13 protein-coding genes are annotated in these 17,289 nt (G+C 33.0%); 8 read left to right on the forward strand and 5 right to left on the reverse strand.

Annotated elements, in window-relative coordinates; genetic code table 11:
• Positions 1 to 63 precede the first annotated feature (63 nt).
• Positions 64 to 1,377, reverse strand: coding sequence for an ArnT family glycosyltransferase (locus DPQ31_RS26785; protein WP_098710711.1), 1,314 nt, complete (start codon positions 1,375 to 1,377; stop codon positions 64 to 66).
• Positions 1,378 to 1,698: 321 nt separating this feature from the next.
• Here DPQ31_RS26785 and DPQ31_RS26790 point away from each other — a divergent pair, with 321 nt between their 5' ends.
• The 3 genes from DPQ31_RS26790 (at position 1,699) to DPQ31_RS26800 (ending at position 4,966) form a co-directional block, all read left to right on the forward strand.
• Entirely contained in the window at positions 1,699 to 2,211 is a 513-nt protein-coding gene (locus DPQ31_RS26790; protein WP_000412115.1) for an acyl-CoA thioesterase, read from the forward strand.
• 451 nt (positions 2,212 to 2,662) lie between these two features.
• Entirely contained in the window at positions 2,663 to 4,117 is a 1,455-nt protein-coding gene (locus tag DPQ31_RS26795; RefSeq protein WP_208731247.1) for an oligosaccharide flippase family protein, read from the forward strand.
• A 27-nt stretch (positions 4,118 to 4,144) separates the two neighbouring features.
• The gene (locus tag DPQ31_RS26800; RefSeq protein WP_098710709.1) at positions 4,145 to 4,966 is read left to right on the forward strand and encodes a glycosyltransferase family 2 protein; all 822 of its coding nucleotides are present in this window, start codon (positions 4,145 to 4,147) and stop codon (positions 4,964 to 4,966) included.
• Positions 4,967 to 5,013: 47 nt separating this feature from the next.
• On the opposite strand, the gene DPQ31_RS26805 is transcribed toward DPQ31_RS26800, so the two are convergent.
• Both DPQ31_RS26805 and DPQ31_RS26810 read right to left on the reverse strand, forming a co-directional pair.
• Positions 5,014 to 5,949 (reverse strand): SDR family NAD(P)-dependent oxidoreductase, encoded by a 936-nt coding sequence (locus DPQ31_RS26805; protein ID WP_208731248.1) that lies wholly within the window; start codon positions 5,947 to 5,949, stop codon positions 5,014 to 5,016.
• A 56-nt stretch (positions 5,950 to 6,005) separates the two neighbouring features.
• The gene (locus tag DPQ31_RS26810) at positions 6,006 to 6,578 is read right to left on the reverse strand and encodes a TetR/AcrR family transcriptional regulator (protein ID WP_016107332.1); all 573 of its coding nucleotides are present in this window, start codon (positions 6,576 to 6,578) and stop codon (positions 6,006 to 6,008) included.
• A 169-nt stretch (positions 6,579 to 6,747) separates the two neighbouring features.
• Between DPQ31_RS26810 and DPQ31_RS26815 the strand changes: the two genes are divergently transcribed.
• Positions 6,748 to 8,301 (forward strand): ABC-F family ATP-binding cassette domain-containing protein, encoded by a 1,554-nt coding sequence (locus DPQ31_RS26815; protein WP_000055386.1) that lies wholly within the window; start codon positions 6,748 to 6,750, stop codon positions 8,299 to 8,301.
• A gap of 94 nt (positions 8,302 to 8,395) precedes the next feature.
• On the forward strand, positions 8,396 to 9,853 hold the full coding sequence (locus tag DPQ31_RS26820; RefSeq protein ID WP_087968800.1) for a glycosyltransferase family 39 protein: 1,458 nt from the start codon (positions 8,396 to 8,398) through the stop codon (positions 9,851 to 9,853).
• Between the two features lie 74 nt (positions 9,854 to 9,927).
• Here DPQ31_RS26820 and DPQ31_RS26825 read toward each other — a convergent pair whose 3' ends face one another.
• Positions 9,928 to 11,388, reverse strand: a complete 1,461-nt coding sequence (locus DPQ31_RS26825) for a glycosyltransferase family 39 protein (protein WP_001048187.1) — start codon at positions 11,386 to 11,388, stop codon at positions 9,928 to 9,930.
• A 320-nt stretch (positions 11,389 to 11,708) separates the two neighbouring features.
• Here DPQ31_RS26825 and DPQ31_RS26830 point away from each other — a divergent pair, with 320 nt between their 5' ends.
• Both DPQ31_RS26830 and DPQ31_RS26835 read left to right on the forward strand, forming a co-directional pair.
• The gene (locus DPQ31_RS26830) at positions 11,709 to 12,092 is read left to right on the forward strand and encodes a GtrA family protein (protein ID WP_033663127.1); all 384 of its coding nucleotides are present in this window, start codon (positions 11,709 to 11,711) and stop codon (positions 12,090 to 12,092) included.
• A 36-nt stretch (positions 12,093 to 12,128) separates the two neighbouring features.
• Positions 12,129 to 13,100, forward strand: a complete 972-nt coding sequence (locus DPQ31_RS26835; protein WP_000413116.1) for a glycosyltransferase family 2 protein — start codon at positions 12,129 to 12,131, stop codon at positions 13,098 to 13,100.
• A gap of 30 nt (positions 13,101 to 13,130) precedes the next feature.
• Here DPQ31_RS26835 and DPQ31_RS26840 read toward each other — a convergent pair whose 3' ends face one another.
• Positions 13,131 to 14,003, reverse strand: coding sequence for a TetR/AcrR family transcriptional regulator (locus DPQ31_RS26840; RefSeq protein ID WP_000659604.1), 873 nt, complete (start codon positions 14,001 to 14,003; stop codon positions 13,131 to 13,133).
• 152 nt (positions 14,004 to 14,155) lie between these two features.
• Between DPQ31_RS26840 and DPQ31_RS26845 the strand changes: the two genes are divergently transcribed.
• The gene (locus DPQ31_RS26845) at positions 14,156 to 17,272 is read left to right on the forward strand and encodes an efflux RND transporter permease subunit (RefSeq protein WP_001033525.1); all 3,117 of its coding nucleotides are present in this window, start codon (positions 14,156 to 14,158) and stop codon (positions 17,270 to 17,272) included.
• The last annotated feature ends 17 nt before the right edge of the window (positions 17,273 to 17,289 follow it).

A 17,289-nucleotide genomic window follows, 5' to 3' on the forward strand; every position in this document is an offset into this window, starting at 1 on the left:
GCTTATATTAATAACGATTTTTCATCATCTAACAATAAAAAAAGAATCCATTTTGGATTCTTTTTATTTTCTAAAAAATATTTTTTGACAATATACATAACTCATATAGACACCAAAGCTTTGTAAAATAAACAATGCTGGCATAATAATATTATAGTATGCCATATCTACTTGAAAGATTTTTAGCAATACATATCCGCTAATCAACAATAAGAACAACATGTATCCTTCATTCTTTTGTTTCTTAATAAGGAAATGTAATAAAGCTATAGCCATGAATAATGTTATTGCTATATATATCAGCTTTTCACATTTGAATAGGATAGAATTTATCCCCTCATCTGAAAACTGATTCATTACTGGTTTTAGCAGTTTAAATCTTTCACTCTCAATCTCTTTTAACTTTTGATCAATATGTTCTATTACAGTTTGATTTCCCGGTATTTTTTCCTCTTTTTGATTTTTACCGATTAAAACCGATTGAACATACGTCTCATTCGAAATCGTATATTGTGACATTCCCATCGTCTTAATTCCGTAACTCACGCCAAAATGAACACTATAAAATAGAATAAGCATCCCTATCATCTTTAATAGTATTTTTTGTTTCGTTGCGGATTGAAACAATTCAATTAACAACACATATACCGCAATAAAAATAGGAAGAAATAACCCCATTGGGAACAGCATATTGCTAAATGCAAATAATGTCGCTGAAAGCACCCACATATAAGGATGATCTAATCCTTTATATAAAAGTATGTAACAAGCAAAATAAAATAAGCATATTGCGAGCGACTCAGGCGCTAATAAGGAACTCATAAATATATTTGGAATATATAAAGCGTAAAATACGGACGCAATGCGACCACATTCTTCCCCAAAAACCATAGCGGCAATACGATAAATTAAAAATGCAGTTCCTGTACAGAACAAAATATTAAATAACTGTAAAACAAATACCGTATCACCAAATATACGAATAACTATCGATTCATAAATGATAAAGGGTAACTGTGTTACATTCTCTATATTATTGCCAATTGCAATCTGCTTTGCAGACTCATACATCGCTTTCATATCACCGATGATCGGAACATCTACAAATAAAACCATACTAACTCTCACAACTATAGATACGCTCATAAGAAAAATAAAAAATTGTTTATCTGTAAAACGATATTGTAAAATTGATGCCACTAACAATATGAGGATGACGAAAATTGCCAATACGATTGTTACACTCGTTGTACTTCCTCCAAAAAATTGCTTACTTGTTTCAAACGCTGACCAACAACTATAAACAAAAAATGCGAGCATCGCACCAATCATTATTTTACTGAAAAAAGACGAAAAATTTGTTTGTATATGATTCATATGTCCATTGCACCTCTATCTCCATTCATAACAAAACGATTCTATCATGAATAGGTACACGGCTGATAGGGAATTTCTATGACAAATATATAGTCATTACTTTTTCACTTGCAATGTAAGCGAATCCTCTTTTACACTACACTTTAGACAAAATAAATTTTCTTTCAGTTACATGAATATACTTTCAAAAGTATTATTACTCCTCTACTCATACATTTTACTTGTTTAAATACCCGGTAAAATCAAATAGGAACTAACCTTCCTTTTATGTCATAAAGAACATGTCACTCTGATTGAAAATGTACACTAGGGGCTGAATATATGGAAAAGAAATTTATGAGAGAATCAAAAGCAATTAAAACAACACGTGTTTTTCCAAATGATTTAAACAACCATCAAACATTATTTGGTGGCAAATTATTGGCTGAAATTGATAGTATTGCTTCTATTGCAGCAGCAAGGCATAGTCGCAAGCATTGTGTGACAGCATCCATTGATTCTGTTGATTTTTTAACACCTATTCATCAAGCTGACTCTGTTTGTTATGAGGCATTTGTTTGCTATACTGGGAAATCATCTATGGAAGTCTTCGTAAAAATAATTGCAGAAAATTTATTAGAGGGAGAACGCCGTATCGCTGCTACTTGCTTTATTACATTCGTAGCATTACAAGATGGAAAACCTTCTTCTGTACCTCAAGTATTACCAGAAACTGAGGAAGAACATTGGTTGCATAAAACTGGTTCCGAACGTGCTGAGACCCGAAAAAAAGGACGTTTAAAAAGCAAAGAAATGGCTGAGGTATTAACTTTAAATAAGCCTTGGAGTGTATAAAATTTCAATATCGAAAATACCTTCTGAGCGGATAACTAAATTGTATTCGCTCATTTCTTTATAAACAGTTCAAGTCTCTCATACAATCTCTACGTCTTTTCACAAATACTATGTAATATTTTTATACATATCTTGGCTAGGCTATTTCAATATTAACTTTTTCTAGTGTATAAAGTTCTATTTATAACTCGCTTCTAATCGAGGAATAGTTGCTTTACAAAGTTTATGTAAGGTACACTTATACGGGCGGTCAGCAAACTAATTTAAAAATTTGCAAGTTGTGTAGAAAACGCCTTGTTTTTTACTATATCAAAATACAATAAAAAACGATCATTATTCTTTACCAGCGAAAAACAATTTCATTTTAGTTGAAGTAATTATCCCTACTTAAAAACTTTAATATAAAACGCATTTTAATTAAATTGTATTACTTTAATGGAAAGGTGAAACTATGCAAAAGTCTATTGTTTCAAATGTTTTTTATAAAATACTACTCAATACGTTTAACATTATACTTCCCATCTTAGTTGGTCCATACGCATACCGCATGCTAGGAGCCAATTCAATGGGAACTGTTAACTTTGCTGAAACTATTTTTAATTACTTTTTCATATTCGCGGTTTTTGGTGTATATCAATATGGCTTACGTGAAGTTAGCTTAATTAAAAATGATAAAAAGAAAGTTTCTCAATTATTCACAAGTCTCTATGTAATTAATGTTACAACTAGCCTTTTAGCTTTATGTGCTTTTTTAGCCTTTAGTTATATTGGATATGGAAATGAAAGCTTATTTCCTGTTCTTCTTATTTTTGGCTTCAATTTTATTTCCAATCTATTTTATGTGGAATGGTTCAATGAAGCGTATGAAAATTATGACTTCATCACTAAAAAAACAGTTATTGTTCGACTAATTTATGTTGTACTGCTTTTCTGCCTAGTTCATGGAGTGGATGATTATAAAACATTCGCAGGTTTATTAGCACTATCAACATTTTTAAATCATTCTATTAGCTTTGTATATGTGAAACGCCAAGTTAAGTTTGATTTTTCTAACTTAACCATTATCCCGCATTTAAAACCATTGCTATTAGTCGTCATTTTTTCAAATGCTAATATTTTATATACACAATTAGATCGTCTTGTGTTAGGTGAATACGCCGGAAAAGCAGAGGTCGCTTACTACGTTATGGCTTTTCAAATTATGACCATTATTAATACACTTATGTTAAGCGTTGTACAAGTAACGATTCCACGGCTTTCTTACTTATCAGGAAATGCATCTGAAAGTGAGTATGAATCTTTGTTAAACAAAATTTCAAAAGTGTATTTTATTACCCTATTTCCCGCCGCAATTGGTTTAATGCTCATTGCTCACGGAGCTGTTGTCATTTATGGTGGATCAGAATTTGCTGGGGCTGGTAATACATTAATTGTGTTCGCTTTCTATATGATTACAGTTGGTATTGAATCGATTTTATCGAATCAAATTATTTATGTTAAAAAGAAGGAAGGTATTTTAGTACGCTTCTTATTCATTTGCGGGTTTATTAACCTAGCATCTAATATTGCACTAATATTCTTCCATGTGCTTACACCAGCGACAGCAATTTTCACAACTACAATTGCTAACAGTTTATTAATTGTACTTGAATATATTTATGTTAAAAAGAAATTAAAAGTGAATTATACATTATTTGATATGCAAAAACTTAAATATCTATTTTATTCACTAACATTTGTACCAATAGCATTCGTTATTCGTATGTTCGTATCTGGACAAATACTACAAGTTCTCCTAGTCATGGTAGCATGCGGATTAACATATGCTCTTATCCTTTTCTTAACAAAGGATGAAATTCTCTTTACTCTAATAGAAAAAATACAAGCACGATTTAAAAAAGCTTAAACGTAATTCTTAAAGGAGCTGTTAAAATTGAAATTCTCTTTAATCATGGCTACTTGTGGCAGACGTGATGATATTCTTGACTTACTAAAATCACTTGAAAAACAAACTTACCAAAACTTTGAACTCATCGTAGTAGATCAAAATGATACTCCAATCTCGGATCTCTTTGATGAATATAAAGAAAAATTTTCTATTAACTACATTTATACACCTATTAAAGGGTTATCTAGAGCTCGAAATACTGGATTAAAAGTAGCGGATGGCGATATCATCGCTTTTCCAGATGACGATTGTATTTATGAAACAAATGTTTTAGAAAGTATATTAGAAACTTTCAACTCTAATAACGATGTTCAGTTTATATCAACAAACACTACTAATGTTGAAGGAACTGGTTCTTTAATACTTGCACCTAATACAGACATTATTCTTAATAACAAATATGGATTTTTAGGTCCATCTTTTACACTATTCTTTACAAAACAATTTGTACAAGATGTAGGTACATTCGACGAGGATTTAGGTGTTGGCTCTGGAACGATTTATGGAGCTGGTGAAGAAACCGACTTTGTTCTACGCGGTATGAAAAAAGACCACACTGGTTTATTTAGAAAAGATCTGTTCGTATACCATCCTGTAAAAGAAGAAGTTATAAATGAACAATCATTAAAACGTGCCATTTCTTATGCTGGCGGTTTTGGCAGAGTGATTCGCTTACATTATGGATTCCCTTATTTCTTACGTGCTATTGCTGCTGCCACATTCCGTATGACACAAAATATTTCTAATGATAAACGTAAATTCCATGCAAATCGTTTACGCGGGATTATTCGTGGATATTTAAAATAAACTCATATGAAAAAGGTGTAACCATTTCTATGAAATGGTTACACCTTTTATTTCTTTTGCATAGATAAGATTGTTTCCTCTAATCCTTCGCGATAAGATGTTTTAGGTACTTTCCCAATGAGCATTTCATATTTTTCTCCACTTAATACAACCGGTTTTTCTGTCAAATAGAGCATTTCTACATATTCTTTCATCTTCTTATCAAATAAACCCATTAACTTTATTATTCCTCTTTTTACGGTCATAACTTGTTTTGTATATCCCGTCAATTCGCGTATATATTGCATCATCTCTTCTCCGGTAATGACACCGCAACCTGGTATGTTCCACTGTTGTCCATAAGCCTCCTCACATAACGCTAATTCAACCATCGCTTTTGCACCATCTGGCGTAAAAATATACTCGCGTGCAATTCTCTTATCTCCAACAAAGCTAGACACTTTATTTGCAAGTACGCCATGTAAAGTATGATGAACAAGTGTGCTTTCCGCATTTGGACCGTAAAAATCAGGAAAATGAGCAATAAACATTTTGACGCTACTCTGCTTTGCCATCGCTTCAAGTTGTAATCGTATTTTCCCCTTCTTCGTATGAGGATTCTTTTCAGCATCTTCTTTAACCAGCCTTTGATTTTGCCTTCCATATGCATAAATATTATCAACGATCCCTAACTTACTATCACTCTCTTTTGCTACTTCCAATATGTTTCTTAATAGTTTATGTTGCTTCTTTTCCCAATCTGAATATGGGATATTTACAGCATGGAATATAACATCTACACCTTTCGCCGCATCTATTATATCCTCTTTTACAAATACATCTCCTGCTACTGTTTGTATATGTTCCTCTCCTTGAAATAAATTCTCCAACTTCTCCTTATTTCTTGCAAAGGCAACTACATCAATCCCTCTATTACATAACTCCTTTGTAATCGCATATCCCATTGCTCCTGATGCTCCCAGTACTAACGCTTTTCTCATCATAAGTTCCCCCTCTAATTAATTAACCACTGTTCAATTAATAACAAAAAGAAAATCACCTACATTAGAAGCGATTTTGAAATAAACTCTACATGCACTTGAGCAAGCCCCTTTAATTCTTCAAATGTTTGCCCACTTCCGCAATAATGTGCGACAAACCCATGTAATGATAAAAAGACAGACCATATCGTCATTGTATCTATTTTTTTATTACATAAAGAAAAAACAACCTTTGCAAATTTTTCATAACTAACATTTGGGCCGTCTGCCAAACATTCCTTTAACTCATCGTTTTTAATTAAAAACATAATTTCATAATGACTTTGATTTTTCAAACCAAACTCTATAAAACCAAATAAAACTGCTTTTAACTGCTCTTCTCGAGATAAGTTTCTTTTACTAATTTCATCTAACTTTTCATTTAACAATTGAAAGTCTTGTTCTACCATCGCATAAAAAAGTTCAGCTTTATTTTTAAAATGGTAATAAATTGAACCATGGCTATACCCTAGTTCCGTCGCAATTTTACGCATTGAAGTGTGCTGATATCCCTGTTGTACAAATAAATTTCTTGCTACGTTCATAATCATTTCTCTTGTTAACTCTTGTTTGACTGCTCTTCTTGGCGACATTTTTTATACCTCACGATTTAATTAACCACTGTTCAATTATATTATATATTTTTTCCAAAATAATGCAACTACTTATTTGAAAAATTATACATTTTTGAAATGATAGCATTATATCGAAGAATTTAGTATCATGATTCAAGACACTATTTAGAATTGAACGGAGGACATTATGAGCTTATTAACTGTTGAAAAATTAGGCCATACATTTGGTGATCGTACATTATTTAAAGATGTATCCATGCGCTTACTCGCAGGAGAACACGTTGGATTAGTTGGAGCAAACGGTGTTGGTAAATCAACATTTATGAATATAATTACTGGTCAACTTATCCATGATGAAGGCCGAGTTGAATGGACACCTGGTACAAATTATGGTTACTTAGACCAACATACAATTTTAACACCTGGCCGCACAATTCGTGACATATTAGCAGATGCGTTTTTACCTTTATTTGAACAAGAAAAAGCTTTAAATGAAGTTACAGAAAAAATGGGAACTGCTACACCTGAAGAATTAGAAGAGCTTCTTGAGCAAATGGCAGAAATACAAGATGCTCTTGAAGCAGGGGGTTTCTATTTATTAGATATGAAAATTGAGGAAGCAGCGCGTGGTCTTGGAATTGACGCAATTGGTTTAGATCGTGATGTTGCCGCATTAAGTGGTGGACAACGTACAAAAGTGTTACTTGCAAAATTACTACTTGAACAACCAGAAGTATTACTATTAGATGAACCTACCAACTATCTAGACGTTGAACATATTCATTGGTTAACAAATTATTTAAAAGAATATCCACATGCATTCCTATTAATTTCCCATGATACGGAATTTATGAATAAATGTGTCGATATTATTTTCCATCTAGAGTTTACAAAAATGACGCGTTATACAGCGACATATGAAAAATTCCTAGAACTTGCGGAAATTAATAAAAACCAACATATTAATGCTTACGAAAAACAAAAAGAATTTATTAAAAAACAAGAAGATTTTATTGCGAAAAATAAGGCTCGCTACTCAACGACAGGTCGTGCAAAGAGTCGTCAAAAACAACTCGATCGTATGGAACGTATCGATCGTCCTGAAACAGCAATTAAACCTGAATTCTCATTTAAAGAGAGTCGTGCAAGTAGCCGATTCGTCTTTGAAGGAGAAAATGTAGAGATTGGATATACACATCCGTTATTACCAAAATTAACGATGACAATCGAACGTGGTGAAAAAATTGCAATCGTTGGATGTAATGGGGTCGGTAAGTCAACACTATTAAAGACAATTTTAGGTAAGATCAAACCATTAAGCGGAAAAACAAGTCTTGGTGACTTCTTAAATCCATCATACTTCGAACAAGAAGTAAAAGCTGATAATATAACACCAATTGATGATGTTTGGAATACATTCCCTAGCATGGACCAACACCAAGTACGTGCAATGCTAGCAAAATGCGGTTTGAAAAATGAACATATTTCTCGTCCACTGAACCAATTAAGCGGTGGTGAACAAGCAAAGGTTCGTTTATGTAAGCTAATGGGAGAAGACAGCAACTGGTTACTATTTGACGAGCCGACGAACCACCTTGATGTTACAGCAAAAGAGGAACTAAAAAAGGCGATGAAAGCATATAAAGGAACAATTCTTCTTGTATGCCACGAACCCGATTTTTATGAAGATTGGATAACAAAAACTTGGGATGTAGAAAAATGGGCCCAAGAAAATTCTTAATCACCTGAAATCATCCCTTTACACCACCACTTAGTGTGTAAAGGGATTTTTCCTTGAAATAGCCATAAAATTCAATAAGGAGTTTTTAATTATAATGCAAAGTTCATTTTTTCTAAAACTCAATACATTTTTTGTGAAATCATTGTTAGTGCTATGTCTCATTATTTCTGGAGCTATTACATGGCACTCAGTATATGTAGTTAGAGAACAAGCCAACACTCGTTTACTTATTATAATCCCAAGTATTATTCTAATAGGGATTTTATTTTTACTAATTGGCTATATTTCCAATAAATATATGTCAAAATTAATGTTTGCCATTTCACTTATCATTTTAGCTTTCTCTATTCGATTAATCTGGATTCTTAATATCCAAACTCCTGTCGAATCAGATTTTGGTATGATGTACAATGGTGCTTTGCAAGCGACTAAAGGAGATTTTAGTTTTGCTCAAAGCATATATTATACTTCGTGGGTTTATCAACTTGGATTTACAATGTACGAAGCTTTTATTGTTAATTTATTTGGTGAAGGAACCTTCCTTCTAAAGCTCTTAAATGTATTCTATTGCACTGGAACAACATTTCTCGTTTACAAAATAACTTCTCACATATTTAATGAGTGGTCCGGACGCGTGGCTGGATTACTATATGCAGTATATATCCCAAGTATTGTGCTGAGCTCAGTCCTAACAAATCAACATCTTGCCACGTTCCTATTTTACCTTGGATTTTATTTATTAATTACAAAAGGATTAAGCCATAAATATATGTGGATTTTTATAGGAGTTTCACTTTCCTTAGGGGACATCATGCGTCCGCTTGGTGGTATAATCTTGATTGCAGTAACTATTTATGTCTTTTTACACGGTATGTTAGGGAAATCAAAGCAAGATATTTTCACTTCTATAAAAAAACTTTGTGGGATTTTCGTTGTATTTTACCTTGTTCATTACATTATAAGTTATTCGTTTATATCTGCGGGAATTACACAATATCCACTATCTAACCGTGATCCTCTCTGGAAGTTTACAGTAGGATTTAATCACGAAACAAAAGGTGGCTATTCTGCAGCAGATGCGGAATATATTATGTCCCTTGAGATTGGCGAAGAACGAAAAGCTGCTGAAAAGAAACTGATTCAAGAACGATTAGCTGATCCACAAAAGGTTTTATCGTTATTTGGTGATAAGTTCATACTCATGTGGGCAGAGTACGACTCCGCCCCAGTATGGAGTCTACTAACACTTGGGAACACAGATAATGATATGATTACTTTAAAAGACGACCTTACGAAATATGAAAAGTATATATATACTACATCTATGCTATTCAGTACATTAGCACTTCTTTATCTCATATTGACTAAGCAAAACAACACGCATTACACACTATTTTTATTATTAATAATTGGTTACGTAACTGTTCATTTCTTAATCGAATACCAAACAAGATATCGATACTTCATCATGCCTAGCTTTATAATCATTCAAAGCTATGGGCTATATTTATGCTATCGATTTATATCAAATAGAAAAACCTCAAAAGTATAAAATACAGTAAGGTTTTAATCATCAAAACAAATTAAAACCGAATAAAAAGGCATGAGCCCGGTACAATACCGAACTCATGCCTTTTCGTTTATATCTATATTCTCTTTTTTATTGAAAGCATGATTTATACCAAAAGCAGCCAAGATTACCATTGATATTGTAGCTGAATAATGATATCTTGATGCCACTTCTACTAACAACTGTGCCATTGTTAGCCCTATTGCAAATAAGCAAATAATAAATAGAGAAGATTTATTTTTATTTTTTATAGCCACTAATACACCTAGTATTGAGGTAGCAATTAAGAAGTAATAAAACATATTCGATGCTACAGTATATCGTACTATATTATCTAATACAGGCCCAGCATAGTCCACTGCTGAACTATCATCACCTAAAAACGAAAAGAATTTATCGGAGAATAGTTTCACAAAGTCGATATTACCACTTTGCACCCTTTCTTTTGCTTCTTCTAGCATTTTCTGTTGAGCATCATCAGCAGTCCATCCTGGTTTATCACTATAATAAAACAATAGTTCAGCATCTGGCTTATTCCATTTCCCCGAACTTTCCTCATTAAATCCTACATAAATATTATAACCTGGGGTTGATGCTATTTCTTCACCTAAACGTAATGTTATATACTGATTTATCGCCGAGGAAAAAATAAGGTATCCGACAACGATAACCCCTACATATGTTATCTTATTTAACCATATTTTTTTATTCCCAATTTGCTTTATATCTATAATAAAGAACCATATCACTAGAGCTATAATTGGAACTGCTGCAATTGGTCGTACCATATTCATAAATGCAAGTAACGCTGCTATTAAAATGGAATAAACAAGTAATCTTTTTATATTTATATTGGCGATTTTCTCATGAACGATTATCATAATCATCCAAATCAACAACAGTACTGTACAATAGAGCGGCTCTGACAATGCAAACATATTATACATGGTTTGCGAAGGTAACGCGATCCATAAAACACTTGCTGTTATTGCAGTTTTTACCCCACCAATTTTTCTAGATATAGCATATATTAATCCCATTGATATTGTAGTTAGGATAACATTCAAAATAGGTGGTATCATATAACTAGAGCCAAATATCTTCAAGAAAATACTTAAGACTGACGCATAACCAAAAATATGTGGAAATAATGCTATGTATCTCTTATTAATAACGAAGCTTTCACTTAATTCTTCTGCAGTATAATAAAACGTAGCATAATCAACTAACGGCTGAATTTGATAGCTGAGCACCCATGTTAATTTAACTGCTAAACAAACGATTACTAAAACGAAAAAGCATTTTTTTTCATTTAATTTTTCTAGATACAGCGAGCCTTTTCTAAGGATAAAACTTCCTACTATAGATAATAATAAAACACCCGTTAATAATATTACGTAATTATATTTTTGTGTATCTGAAAAATAATTAATAAATAATACCGAAGCAAAAAATCCGTATATGATATATACCGCTCGTGTAGAGAAAGTAGACATTCCTTTTAAAAATAAGTTCAATACAATTTACTCCTTTATACATTACTATAAGAATAGTGGTATCTCCTTTACAAAAACGTAATGAATATGTAGGGCCCTTCATTTCTACCCAAAAACCTAAAATACCCATTTTTTTTGCTCACACTATACCTTTTCTAATTGTCGATTTTAAATCAATCATACCATATATATAACTAGACTTTACATATATCGCTCGTTCTTTTCATATTTTCCCTAATTAAAACAAATAACGTTTCAGCATAAAATATGTTATAATATGTATTTGTTATGTATGAATAATCTTTCTATATTTTCTATTTTATAAAAATGAGGATACTATGATGGAAAAACTCTTAAAGTTTGGTTTAGTAGGAATCTTTAATACACTCATTACAATTATTAGTTTTGGGATATTCTTAAAATTCGGGATGAACTATCTTGTTGCGAATACCATTGCCTATTTAATTGGTGTTGCCAATAGCTATTATTGGAATAAAAATTGGGTGTTTAAACCTAATAATAAAAGCACGTCAATGTTCTTTAAGTTTCTAACTGTAAATTTAATTGTATTGGCTTTTAATACATTATGTTTGTTTATATTAGTAGATAAACTTACCTTTAATGCATTTATTGCACAAATCTTCGCAATTGGTGTTGGAATGGTTATAAATTTTATCCTTAATAAAATTTGGACATTCAACCAAACTGAACAGGCTACCAATTAAACTTAAGCAACTTATTAAAACTACGGAGGATACAACATGGAAAAATTAATTTCGGTTGTAGTTCCTATGTACTTCGAGGAAGAAGTAGCACAGGAATGTTATAATCGTTTAAAGTCCGTTATGCTTCAAAATAATATTAATTATGAATTTGTCTTTGTAAACGATGGCAGTACAGATCGTACAATGGACATTTTATCTGAGATTGCAGCAAATGATTACCGTACAAAAATTGTTAATTTTGCACGTAACTTCGGACACCAAGTAGCTGTTACAGCGGGTATTGCTGCTGCAAAAGGTGACGCTATTGTAATTATAGATGCAGATTTACAAGATCCACCAGAAGTTATTCCTGAGCTTATTGCCAAATGGGAAGAAGGATATGAAGTTGTTTATGCAAAACGTAAACAACGTAAAGGTGAAACTTGGTTTAAACTTTTAACTGCTAAATATTTCTATAAATTCTTAAACTATATGTCTGATATCGATATCCCAAAAGATACAGGTGATTTCCGAATCATCGATCGCAAAGTTGCTGATGTGTTCAATCAAATGACAGAACGAAATCGCTTTATTCGCGGTATGATGTCTTGGGTTGGCTTCCGCCAAACGTATGTTGAATATGAACGTGACGAGCGTTTTGCTGGTGAAACAAAATATCCATTAAAGAAAATGATTAAATTTGCATCAGATGGTATCATTGCCTTTTCGACAAAACCGTTACGAATTGTTATGTCTTTAGGCTTATTATCAGTTCTCATTTCTATAATTGTCTTGCTGTATACAATTACTGTGAAAATCATCGGTGATGGTACTCAAACAGGTTGGGCATCCATTATGGTTGCTATTACATTCTTTAGCGGTATTCAGTTACTTGGTCTTGGAATCGTCGGTCAGTATATTGCTCGTATTTATGACGAAAGTAAAAACCGTCCGATTTATATCGTGAAAGAGACAATCAATATTGAACAAGAAGAGGCTGCACAGAAAAAAGAAAAAGTGAATGCATAATAAAAAAGGTAACAATGAAAACTATCATTGTTACCTTTTTATATTGTAATACCCCATAAGTCTCAAACGGAACTCTTTTAAATTTGGGTATACATCTAAATTAGACAACATCCCTTGAATGACTGGGACCCTTGGATTTGGCAATCTCATTTCTGCCTCTAAAACATCTAGCGTAATAAGTAATTCATCATCTTCTAATTGATCAGCTAATGTACGCTTAAAAACAATTATTTCTTTTAAAAAATGCTCCTTAACTTGTTCTTTAATAAGCTCTGATTTACAAAGAAACTCTCCAAGCCTTTCTTCATGTAAAACAGGTTCTTCCGAAGATTCTATAAGTCCATCTACTAAATGATCCACCCTTTTTAAAATAAAAGCCGATACATAGGACAAATCAATTTCTGGCGCTTGTAAAATAATTAATTCTAAATATCCACGGCAGATCCCTTCTACCATAATTACTAAATCTAATAAATACGGCATAACCTTGTCACCATAAATAGACAACAAACTATTTCGATAAAATGCATGAGATTCCAATTTCATCCGCATCATAAATTCTTCTACTTCTTTATTAAATGGAATAGCATTTTCCCTCGCATGCATAATAATAAATTCCTTATGCTTTTGTATATCATTAAACTGGCAGCACAATTGTTTTTCAAATTTTTCACGCGGTAATAGTGATTCTTTTTCAATATCCATCATTTTATTTTGAATCTTGTCATAATAATATCGAAGTGTTGCTAATAAAAGCTCATCTTTCGATTTAAAGTATAAATAAAAAGCTCCCTTAGATATACCACAGGCTGTCACAATTTCCTGCACTGATGTCGCATTTACACCCTTAGTCGCAAATAACTTCATAGCCATCTCTATAATTAAGCGCTCTTTTTCTTTCATATCTTCTCTCCTACGTTTAATCTCGCATCATATTATAAACTCGAATTTGATTTTATTATACCATCTCTTTTCATTGACTACTGACCAATCAGTCAGTTATATTATGTATTAGACTGACCAGTTGGTCAATACGATATAAAGGGAGCGCAAACATGAACAAAATCATCAATTTCTCATTAAAAAATAAGTTCGCAGTTTGGCTACTAACCATTATTGTTACCATTGCAGGGATATATTCTGGGCTTAATATGAAACTGGAAACAATTCCTGATATTACAACACCTGTTGTAACAGTAACTACGGTTTATCCTGGTGCTACACCAGAAGAAGTAGCTGACAAAGTTTCAAAACCGATGGAAGAGCAATTGCAAAATTTAAGCGGTGTAAACGTTGTGAGTTCATCATCTTTTCAAAACGCATCTTCTATTCAAGTAGAGTATGATTTTGATAAAAATATGGAAAAGGCCGAAACAGAAATTAAAGAAGCTCTCGCGAATGTGAAACTTCCTGAAGGCGTAAAAGATCCGAAAGTTTCACGAGTAAACTTTAATGCCTTTCCTGTTATTTCGTTAAGTGTAGCAAGTAAAAATGAATCTTTAGCTACGTTAACAGAAAATGTAGAAAAAAATGTTGTTCCAGGATTAAAAGGACTTGATGGTGTTGCATCTGTTCAAATTTCAGGTCAACAAGTAGATGAAGTACAACTTGTTTTCAAGAAAGATAAGATGAAAGAATTAGGTTTAAGTGAAGATACTGTAAAAAATGTGATTAAAGGATCGGATGTATCTTTACCACTTGGCTTATATACATTTAAAGACACGGAAAAATCAGTTATTGTAGATGGAAATATTACAACAATCAAAGCATTAAAAGAGCTAAAAATCCCAGCTGTACCTTCAGCACCTAGCGCTCAAGGTAATCAAAATGCTGGAGCCGGTGCACAAACGCCGCAAATGAATCCAGCCGCTATGAATGGAATTCCAACAGTTACATTAGACGAAATTGCTGACATTAAAGAAGTTGGGAAAGCAGAATCTATTTCTCGAACGAATGGAAAAGAAGCCATTGGAATTCAAATTGTGAAGGCTGCTGATGCAAATACGGTTGATGTTGTAAATGCTGTGAAAGATAAAGTAAAAGACCTTGAGAAAAAATATAAAGACTTAGAAATCATCTCAACCTTCGACCAAGGTGCACCGATTGAGAAATCAGTTGAAACAATGCTTAGCAAAGCAATTTTCGGGGCTATCTTTGCGATTGTTATTATTATGTTGTTCCTACGAAATATCCGAACAACATTAATCTCTGTTGTTTCTATACCACTTTCTTTATTAATTGCTGTTTTAGTTATAAAGCAAATGGATATTACGCTTAACATTATGACGCTTGGAGCAATGACAGTCGCTATCGGACGCGTTGTCGATGACTCAATTGTTGTTATTGAAAATATTTATCGACGTATGTCGTTATCAGAAGAGAAACTACGCGGAAAAGATTTAATTCGTGAAGCTACGAAGGAAATGTTTGTCCCAATTATGTCTTCTACTATTGTAACCATTGCTGTATTCTTACCTCTTGGACTTGTAAAAGGTATGATTGGTGAAATGTTCTTACCATTCGCCTTAACTATCGTCTTCGCTTTATTAGCATCGTTACTAGTAGCAGTTACAATCGTACCAATGCTAGCTCATTCTTTATTTAAAAAAGAGAGCATGAGAGAAAAAGAAGTACATCATGAAGAGAAACCAAGTAAATTAGCAAACGGTTATAAACGCATACTTGCATGGGCTTTAAATCATAAAATCATTACATCAAGTATCGCTGTCCTTCTATTAGTTGGTAGTCTCGCACTTGTGCCGATTATCGGTGTAAGCTTCTTACCTTCTGAAGAAGAAAAAATGATTATTACAACATACAATCCAGAGCCAGGTCAAACATTAGAAGACGTTGAAAAAATTGCAACGAAAGCTGAGAAGCACTTCCAAAATAATAAAGACGTCAAAACAATTCAATTCTCATTAGGTGGCGAAAACCCAATGAGTCCTGGTCAATCAAATCAAGCAATGTTCTTCGTTCAATATGATAACGATACGAAAAACTTTGAAAAAGAAAAAGAACAAGTCGTGAAAGATTTACAAAAGATGTCTGGAAAAGGCGAATGGAAAAACCAAGATTTCGGAGCAAGTGGCGGTAGTAATGAAATTAAACTATACGTTTACGGAGATAGCTCGGAAGACATTAAGCCTGTCGTAAAAGATCTTCAAAATATCATGAAGAAAAACAAAGATTTAAAAGACATAGACTCTAGTATTGCAAAAACATATGCAGAGTACACTTTAGTAGCAGATCAAGAAAAGCTAAGTAAAATGGGTCTAACGGCCGCTCAAATTGGAATGGGTCTTTCTAATCAACATGATCGCCCTATTTTAACAACAATTAAAAAAGACGGTAAAGATGTAAATGTATATGTAGAAGCTGAAAAACAAAATTATGATACAATCGATGATTTAACAAATCGAAAAATTACAACACCACTTGGCAATGAAATTGCTGTTAAAGATGTGATGACTGTAAAAGAAGGTGAAACTTCTAACACAGTAAAACATCGCGATGGTCGCGTTTATGCAGAAGTTAGTGCGAAATTAACATCGGATGACGTTTCAAAAGCATCTGCTGCAGTTCAAAAAGAAGTAGATAAAATGGATCTTCCTTCTGGTGTAGACGTTTCTATGGGAGGCGTTACAAAGGATATTCAAGAATCATTCAAACAACTTGGCTTAGCGATGTTAGCTGCGATTGCCATTGTATACTTCGTTCTTGTCGTTACATTTGGTGGTGCCCTTGCACCATTTGCGATCTTATTCTCGCTACCATTCACAATCATTGGTGCACTCGTTGCCTTACTAATCTCTGGTGAAACGTTAAGTGTATCTGCAATGATTGGTGCGCTTATGTTAATCGGTATCGTTGTAACAAACGCAATCGTGCTTATTGACCGTGTTATTCATAAAGAAAATGAAGGTTTATCCACACGTGAAGCATTACTAGAAGCTGGTGCTACACGCCTTCGTCCAATTTTAATGACTGCAATTGCAACAATCGGGGCTCTTATCCCGCTTGCATTAGGATTTGAAGGCAGCGGCTTAATTTCTAAAGGACTTGGTGTAACTGTAATTGGTGGATTAACGAGTTCAACGTTATTAACACTTCTTATCGTTCCAATCGTTTATGAAGTATTAAGCAAGTTTAAAAAGAAAAAAGTAAAATAATAAAAAAATAACCTCGC

The sequence above is a fragment of the Bacillus sp. COPE52 genome (assembly GCF_003355115.1).
Taxonomy (GTDB): domain Bacteria; phylum Bacillota; class Bacilli; order Bacillales; family Bacillaceae_G; genus Bacillus_A; species Bacillus_A toyonensis.

Bases quoted from the DNA above. Each gene is read 5' to 3' on its own strand.
- DPQ31_RS26785 (WP_098710711.1), bottom strand. From the start codon at position 1,377: ATGAATCATATACAAACAAATTTTTCGTCTTTTTTCAGTAAAATAATG.
- DPQ31_RS26810 (WP_016107332.1), bottom strand. From the start codon at position 6,578: ATGTCGCCAAGAAGAGCAGTCAAACAAGAGTTAACAAGAGAAATGATT.
- DPQ31_RS26805 (WP_208731248.1), bottom strand. From the start codon at position 5,949: ATGATGAGAAAAGCGTTAGTACTGGGAGCATCAGGAGCAATGGGATAT.
- DPQ31_RS26840 (WP_000659604.1), bottom strand. From the start codon at position 14,003: ATGAAAGAAAAAGAGCGCTTAATTATAGAGATGGCTATGAAGTTATTT.
- DPQ31_RS26830 (WP_033663127.1), top strand. From the start codon at position 11,709: ATGGAAAAACTCTTAAAGTTTGGTTTAGTAGGAATCTTTAATACACTC.
- DPQ31_RS26845 (WP_001033525.1), top strand. From the start codon at position 14,156: ATGAACAAAATCATCAATTTCTCATTAAAAAATAAGTTCGCAGTTTGG.
- DPQ31_RS26820 (WP_087968800.1), top strand. From the start codon at position 8,396: ATGCAAAGTTCATTTTTTCTAAAACTCAATACATTTTTTGTGAAATCA.
- DPQ31_RS26790 (WP_000412115.1), top strand. From the start codon at position 1,699: ATGGAAAAGAAATTTATGAGAGAATCAAAAGCAATTAAAACAACACGT.
- DPQ31_RS26815 (WP_000055386.1), top strand. From the start codon at position 6,748: ATGAGCTTATTAACTGTTGAAAAATTAGGCCATACATTTGGTGATCGT.
- DPQ31_RS26795 (WP_208731247.1), top strand. From the start codon at position 2,663: ATGCAAAAGTCTATTGTTTCAAATGTTTTTTATAAAATACTACTCAAT.
- DPQ31_RS26835 (WP_000413116.1), top strand. From the start codon at position 12,129: ATGGAAAAATTAATTTCGGTTGTAGTTCCTATGTACTTCGAGGAAGAA.